Source organism: Shewanella sp. 0m-6, assembly GCF_052977325.1.
Genome location: NZ_JBRIMD010000022.1, coordinates 67,872 through 75,460, shown reverse-complemented (window position 1 = coordinate 75,460; position 7,589 = coordinate 67,872). Strand labels below are relative to the sequence as shown.

Annotated in this window: 5 protein-coding genes; 2 read left to right on the top strand and 3 right to left on the bottom strand. The window is 44.4% G+C overall.

The genetic code is table 11. From position 1 onward, the window contains the following. Positions 1 to 475: 475 nt before the first annotated feature. Positions 476 to 1,750, top strand: coding sequence for a CinA family nicotinamide mononucleotide deamidase-related protein (locus tag ACVBJC_RS15730; protein WP_447161856.1), 1,275 nt, complete (start codon positions 476 to 478; stop codon positions 1,748 to 1,750). 66 nt (positions 1,751 to 1,816) lie between these two features. Here ACVBJC_RS15730 and ACVBJC_RS15725 read toward each other — a convergent pair whose 3' ends face one another. The 3 genes from ACVBJC_RS15725 to argE all read right to left on the bottom strand — a co-directional run bounded on the left by ACVBJC_RS15725 (position 1,817) and on the right by argE (position 6,314). Next, a complete protein-coding gene (locus ACVBJC_RS15725) occupies positions 1,817 to 2,359 on the bottom strand; it encodes a DUF1439 domain-containing protein (protein WP_447161855.1) in 543 nt (180 codons plus the stop codon). Beyond that, positions 2,359 to 4,995 carry a phosphoenolpyruvate carboxylase gene (gene ppc / locus ACVBJC_RS15720; RefSeq protein WP_447161854.1) on the bottom strand — a complete coding sequence of 879 codons (2,637 nt, stop codon included), beginning with the start codon at positions 4,993 to 4,995 and terminating at the stop codon, positions 2,359 to 2,361. Before ppc ends, ACVBJC_RS15725 begins: the two co-directional genes overlap by 1 nt. A 167-nt stretch (positions 4,996 to 5,162) precedes the next feature. After that, positions 5,163 to 6,314 carry an acetylornithine deacetylase gene (argE, locus tag ACVBJC_RS15715; RefSeq protein ID WP_447161853.1) on the bottom strand — a complete coding sequence of 384 codons (1,152 nt, stop codon included), beginning with the start codon at positions 6,312 to 6,314 and terminating at the stop codon, positions 5,163 to 5,165. A gap of 276 nt (positions 6,315 to 6,590) precedes the next feature. On the opposite strand from argE, the gene argC reads away from it, so the two are divergent. Next, positions 6,591 to 7,583, top strand: a complete 993-nt coding sequence (argC, locus tag ACVBJC_RS15710; protein WP_447161852.1) for an N-acetyl-gamma-glutamyl-phosphate reductase — start codon at positions 6,591 to 6,593, stop codon at positions 7,581 to 7,583. Positions 7,584 to 7,589 lie beyond the last annotated feature (6 nt).

The following is a 7,589-nucleotide window of genomic DNA, read 5'->3' as shown; positions in this document are numbered from 1 at the left end:
ATGGTAGTGTGGGGTCTCCCCATGTGAGAGTAGGTCATTTCCAGGCGCCAAATTATTCTCGAAAGAGAAGCGATAAAGCCCGTTGCTAATGCAACGGGCTTTTTTCGTATATGCGAACGCTGAAAAGAGCCACTCCCAACGTCGAGTAGATTATTGCTCCTGCATAATCGACACTTCCGCCATCCATGACGGTCGCCCGCCGCTGTGCTTAGCCAGAAACTGTATCCATATAGCTCACGCAAACTAACCATTCACTAAATCGACTACGGCTCGGCAAGTTTGATATTTGCTTTCAGGTAACGACTGCTACTTTTCTATCATTCCACAGTTAACATAAAACTCGCAGAGAGCGAAATTGCAAATAATCACAATTGATTATTGCTATTACTCCTCAGCTTTCATAGTTTAGCTGCAATGATGTTGCTAAGGGCTCTGTTTTAGGGCTCAAGCTATAGGATACCTAAAGGACTATCGAATGAAACTGGAAATGATCTGTACAGGTGAAGAGGTATTAGCCGGTCAAATCGTTGATACTAATGCCGCTTGGTTTGCTAGTACGATGATGGAGCAAGGGATTGAATGTCAACGTAGAGTTACGGTAGGTGATCGGCTAGAAGATCTTGTTTCAGTATTTACAGAGCGTAGTCAACATGCTGATATTATTTTAGTTAATGGTGGGCTTGGGCCGACTAGTGACGATCTCTCCACTCAAGCGATGGCTTTAGCAATGGGCGAGTCTTTAGTCGAGAATCGTATTTGGCGTCAACGTCTTGAAGATTGGTTTACTCGCAGTGGTCGTGTGATGGCCGAGAGTAATCTTAAGCAAGCTTTACTGCCTGAATCAGCCATTATGATAGACAACCCAGTTGGTACAGCTTGTGGCTTTGCGGTTAAGTTTAATAGAGCTTGGCTATTCTTTACTCCTGGCGTGCCATTTGAATTTAAACAGATGGTTCATGAGCAATTTATTCCTTTTGTTAAGCAGCACTTTGAGATTAGTGGCGATGTTGCATTAAGAAAGTACCTGACCCTTGGTCAAGGTGAGTCATCGCTCGCGGATACTTTAGAGAAAATAAAACTGCCAGAAGGGATGACTATAGGCTATCGATCTTCAATGCCGCACATCGAGGTTAAACTCTTTGCCCGTGGTATTGCTGCAATCGATCAACTTAATAAAGCTGAAGCACAAATTCGTTTTTTACTTGGTAATGCCATTGTGGCTGATGAGAAAATGAGTTTGGCGGAAGAGATCCATGCTCTATTGTTAAACTCTGGCCAAAGTTTAAGTGTAGCTGAATCATGTACTGGCGGTATGATCGCCAGCCAGCTAATTAGTTTTTCAGGTAGCTCATCCTATTTGCATCAAGGCTTAGTGACTTACTGCAATGAATCTAAAGTTAAAGTATTGGGTGTTAAACCTGAGACCTTAGATGATCACGGTGCAGTTTCCATCGCTACAGTAGAGGAAATGGCGAAAGGAGTTAGAGCCATACTAGATAGTGACTTTGCGTTGGCGACGAGTGGTATCGCTGGGCCAACGGGAGGTACGGATGATAAACCTGTTGGCACAGTAGCCATTGCATTGGCTACAAAAGGCGGAGTTTATAGTCAGATGATTAAACTACCACGACGTTCTAGGGATTTAGTTCGCAGCTTAAGCACTGCTGTTGCGTTTGATATGTTAAGACGTGAATTGCTAGGCGAGGCGGTTATTGTTGATTATGGCTCGATTGGTCGGTTTACAAAGTGATCTTTATAAAATAATAAAAAAGCAGTATCAAATGATACTGCTTTTTTGCTTTCAATTAACACGCTATTACTCGTCAAATACGAGTACAAGTTTACCGGGTTTGACTTCTATTCTTTGTGTCATATCGGCAATCAGAGCTTGGTTAGACTCTTTAGTATCTAATACATACACTGGCTGAGTTTCTAGAAACTGCGTTAAAAACCCCATTAATTGCGGAGCGAATGAGCCTATTGCTTTTTCGATATCCTTCGGTTTTGATTCCACTTTGACTAACTGTAGATTACGCAAGTAAACACTGTGATTACTTGCGTCATACCACGGCTCTGCTTCAAACTGTGTCACCAGTTTTGCGCTGATAGGCATCATTGGGTTACGGACGTTAACGATTGTCGCCGCAGATACACCCATAGTGTTGGGCTTATCACCTAGGGTGACGTTAATGTCATTCACACGCAGATCGATACCAAAGATCTGATTCCCCTGTTTTATCTCAAAGTGCATTTCATCACTGAGATAACCCTCGAGTTCTTTTTCTGTGATGTTGTATTGACTGACACAGCCGGTCAATAGCAGTGCCGCGCCCGCTAACGCTAGTTTTAATAACTTCATTAACCTGTATTTCTCATCCCTGCTGCTACGCCCGCAATAGTTAACATTAAGGCTAGTTCAACATTCTGAGATGATTGTTCCTCTCTACGAGTTCTTGCAAGCAGTTCTGCTTGTAAGAAGTTTAATGGATCGATGTATGGGTTTCTTAGCTCAACTGACTCGCGGTTCCATGGTGTGTGTGCCATTAAGCTTTCGGCTTGTGTTAACTCAAGTACGGCTTCAATGCCTGTAGCTAGTCGCTGCCTTAATTGTACACCAAGATGGTGCAACTCTTTTGGCACTAAGCTTGTCTCGTAAAACTTAGACAAATTAGGTTCGGCTTTTGCGTAGACCATTTCTAACATAGAGATCCGAGTCTTGAAGAATGGCCAGTGCTTTTCCATCTCTTGCAAGAGTGGTAAGTCACCTCGCTCTGATGCTGCCTTTAGTGCTTCTCCTGCGCCTAACCAAGCAGGTAGCATTAAACGGTTTTGCGACCAAGCGAAGATCCAAGGGATTGCACGTAAGCTTTCGATGCCGCCATCAATTCGACGTTTAGCTGGACGACTACCTAATGGTAGTTTACCCAACTCGACCTCAGGGGTCGCCGCACGGAAGTAAGACACAAAATCTGGCTCTTCACGTACAATTGCACGATAAGCTAGGACAGACTCGTCAGCGAGTTGCTGCATACACTGGCGCCACTCCGGCTTAGGCTCTGGTGGTGGAAGCAATGTCGCCTCCATTACCGCAGAGGTGTATAGCGCAAGACTCTGTACGGCAAGTTTAGGTAAACCAAACTTAAAGCGGATCATCTCACCTTGTTCTGTGACTCTGATGCGACCGTCTACTGACCCTGGCGGTTGTGATAGAATCGCTTCATGTGCTGGTCCGCCGCCACGGCCAATAGTGCCGCCACGACCATGGAATAATGTGAGTTTGATATTGGCTTCTTGGCTAATGGCGACGAGTTTTTCTTGTGCGGTGTACTGTGCCCAAGCCGCAGCCATGACACCAGCATCTTTAGCCGAGTCGGAATAGCCAATCATCACCTCTTGAATACCCTTAGTGTAACCTCGGTACCAATCGATGCTAAACAACGCCGACATACAGCTAGAGGCATTATTTAAGTCATCTAAGGTTTCAAATAGTGGCACGACGCGTATTGGATGCGGGCAGCCAGTTTCTTTAAGAAGAAGCTGAACAGCTAAAACATCTGATGGCTGGCTAGCCATAGAGATAACATAGGAGCCCATAGCTCTCGCTGGCTGAGTTGCGACCAGTCTGCAAGTCTTTAAGACTTCTTCAACTTCTGGAGATGCATTCCAGTTTGCCGGGATTAAAGGTCGTTTGTTAGTGAGCTCACGTAACAAGAAAGACTGCTTCTCTTTTTCGTCCCAATGAGCATAGTCGCCCATACCTAGGTAGCGCGTTAATTCGGCAATCACGTCTGCATGGCGTTGTGCATCCTGGCGCACATCGAGCCTTAGCATATGAATGCCAAAACAGGCGATACGACGAAGCATATCGAGCAGTAAACCGTTAGCGATTAGGCTCATACCTTGATCACAAAGACTTTGGTATAGCATCATTAAAGGATCTTTTAGATCGCTTTCGTGCCAAATGATGTCGTTTGGTTCTACATCAGGGTGATGGCCTTCAAGTCTGCCATTTAAATAATCAATGGTGTTTCTGAGCTTGTGACGAAGTGTTCTCAGCACATCTCTATATGGTTCGCTGCTGTTATTGGTGTAAGCCTGCAACGCTTGGTTTGCACCTTCCATCGATAACTCGTTTACCAGTAACACAACGTCTTTTAGGTATAAACGCGCAGCGGTATGGCGGTTTCGGTCGAGTACCTCTTGAGTGACGGTCGAGGTGACAAATGGATTGCCATCGCGGTCGCCGCCCATCCAGCTAGAGAACCTTACCGGTGCAATATCGATTGGGAGTTGGGTATTCGTGCGCTCTTCAACTTGCTGATTAAGCTGCCTAAGAAAATCTGGAATGGCTTGCCATAAAGAAGCTTCAATAGTGCTTAAGCCCCAACGTGCTTCATCGACAGGTGTTGGTCGTTCGTTACGGATTTCATTAGTGTGCCAGATCTGCGCAATCAGTTGACGCAAACGCAGGTGGTGCTGCTTTTTTTCTTGCTCTGTTAACTGGGTATTTTCTAGTGCAGCTAATGAATCAACCACTGCAGAATATTTCTGAATGAGAGTGCGGCGAGAGATTTCTGTCGGATGCGCAGTTAGCACCAGATCAATATCCAGTGTCTTTAAGCAGGCTAGCACCTTATCTTGGTCGATTTTACCGCCGAGCATACGTCCTAGCAACTGTTCAACGGGGTCTGGAACACAGACTAATTCGTCACAATTACGACTGATGGTATGGAACTGTTCTGCGATATTCGCCAGATTTAAAAATTGGTTAAAAGCTTTAGCAAAAGGAACGAGTTCGTCGTCGTTTAAAGAAGACAGTAAAGTCAGCATCTCTTCACGAGCGGCATCATCGCCTTGGCGAGAGCTTTTTGCTAGATGACGGATTTGTTCAATTTTATCTAAGAAAGCATCATCTAGATCGGTGCGGATTGTGTCACCTAAAATCTGCCCTAAGGTTCCAACGTTAGACCTTAGCGAGGCATACATGTCTACCATACGTGCTCCATATCGGTAAGCTAATCGATCACAATACCTAGCAGCGCTGTGCTAGGCAATGATCCAGATTAAAATATCGTGCTTGAATGTGTTGTACATCACTTTTTAGGTATGCCCATGTAAGTACTGACTATACTTTGAGCGGTAAAGTGGATGGATAATAGTAATTACTTTATACATGCGTGATAAATAAGCTTTTTTAATAGATCTTTTGTACGTTCGATATACGAAAGATCTAAAAACTCATCAGGTTGATGAGCTTGCTCAATACTACCGGGGCCGAGTACTAAGGTTTGGCAACCTAGCGTACTGATATACGGCGCTTCGGTGGCATAGTTAACCACTTCTGGCTGGCTTTCACTGAGTTGTGCTACCAACTGGGTCCAGCTGCCATCTTTTTTATCTGCAAACGCCTCTGAACCTGGGTATAAAGGCGCAACGCTGATACAGCCAGGATAATGATTGCACACTGGTTCAAGATAGTTGGCAACCATTAACTCTAAATCGGCTAGTGCGAGACTGGGGATGGGTCGAAGGTCAATATGTAGATCGCAGCAGCCACAGATCCTATTGGCCGCGTCACCGCCATGGATATGTCCAAAATTCATGGTTGGATAGGGCACACTAAAGGCATCTTCTCGATAATTATCGGCTAAGTGCTGTTTTAGCTTGAGGAGTTGTCCTGTAACCAAGTGCATGACCTCGATAGCATTAAGTCCTTTTGCTGGATCTGAAGAGTGACCACTGCGACCAGTCACTCGTATACCTTGGGTAAAATGCCCTTTATGCATATACACCGGCTTTAGGCTGGTGGGCTCACCGATAATGGCATAATCAGGCGAAATTGATTTCGCTGCTGCAAATGCCTTCGCGCCGTTCATGGTCGTTTCTTCGTCGGCACTGGCTAAGATATGCAATGGACGCTTAAACTTATCCATTGGTAGCTCTTTTAGTGCCTCTAGCACTAAAGCAAAAAAGCCTTTCATGTCACAGGTCCCAAGGCCATACCAACGATTATCTTTTTCTACTAATGAAAATGGGTCCTGGCTCCAGCGCCCTTCATCAAAAGGGACGGTATCTGTATGCCCTGCCAGCAATAACCCTCCCTGGCCTTGACCAAACGATGCGACTAGATTGTATTTGTCACGAGTATCTGTCACAGGTACAGACTGGCACTGCATCCCTAAATCGCTAAACCAAGTATGCAATAGTTCTATGACAGCTTTATTGCTCATGTCGTGCTCAGCTTCGAGTGCACTAATAGAGGGTGTTGCAATCAGTTGGCTAAAACTACTTTTAATCTCTGGAAGTGCTTTCATTAAAAAATACCTAAATATATATTCAAATATATTGCATAATTAATTTTGCGTGTTAGTCTATCAAACAGCTAAGACAACTACCACACTTCGATGATCTGTTTAATGAGAGTATATATGTTCAATCTGGTTAAATTAATAGTAATTAAGGTTAATCATACCCACTTCCTGCGACGATAATCTTGTCATTAATGGTGTTCAGCCAGGGCTTAAGTTGTGCCCATTCTTTTTTCCGTTTTGTCATCTAAATTCAAGATTAAGGTTTTAAAGTCATAGACTATGAAAAATATAGCCATTATTGGCGCTAGTGGTTACACGGGCGCACAGATCACCTCTCTTATAAATGCCGAATCGACATTGTCGGTTCAAGGTATTTATGTATCTGAAAACAGCCTCGACAAGGGCAAGCCTCTGTCTGAGCTTTATCCTGCTTACAGTCATATATCACTGAGCTTAAATCCGCTCACGGAGGGTGCTAAACAAACTATCGTTGCGACAGCTGATGCCGTCGTACTAGCGACTGACCATGCGGTAAGTTTGCACTTAGCTGCTTGGTTTTATCAGCAAGGGTTAGCGGTATTTGATTTAAGCGGTGCATATCGGTTTTCCGATATAGCACAATATCCTAAGTGGTATGGTTTTACTCATGAATATCCTGATGTACTTGCTAATGCTGTTTATGGTTTAGCCGAGTGGAATGCAGAGCAAATAGCCAGTAGTAAGATGATTGCTGTACCAGGTTGTTATCCAACAGCATCGCTAACAGCACTTAAACCTATTGCGCATTTGCTGACCGATGTTTTACCCGTAATCAATGCCGTTAGTGGTGTGACCGGGGCCGGCAGAAAAGCTCAACTGCATACCAGCTTTTGCGAGGTAAGCTTGACCCCTTATGGGGTACTTGGTCACAGGCACCAGCCAGAGATTGCCACTCAATTAGGGCAAGAGGTTATCTTTACTCCCCATCTTGGTAATTTTAAACGCGGTATTCTTGCAACCATCACGGTGCAATTAGTTGCGGGCACTTCAGTTAGCGATATTGAAACAGCGTATCAATATTATGACTCTGCCGAGCTTGTCACGGTAAAACAAAATCAATTCCCTAAGGTGGATGATGTGGTGCAAACACCCAATTGTCATCTAGGTTGGAAGTTCGATGAACAGAATGGTTATTTGGTTATCGCTAGCGCTATTGATAACTTAATGAAAGGGGCCGCAAGTCAAGCGCTTCAGTGCATAAAGATTCATTTTGATGCGTCAGTAACAGCATAAGTTGGG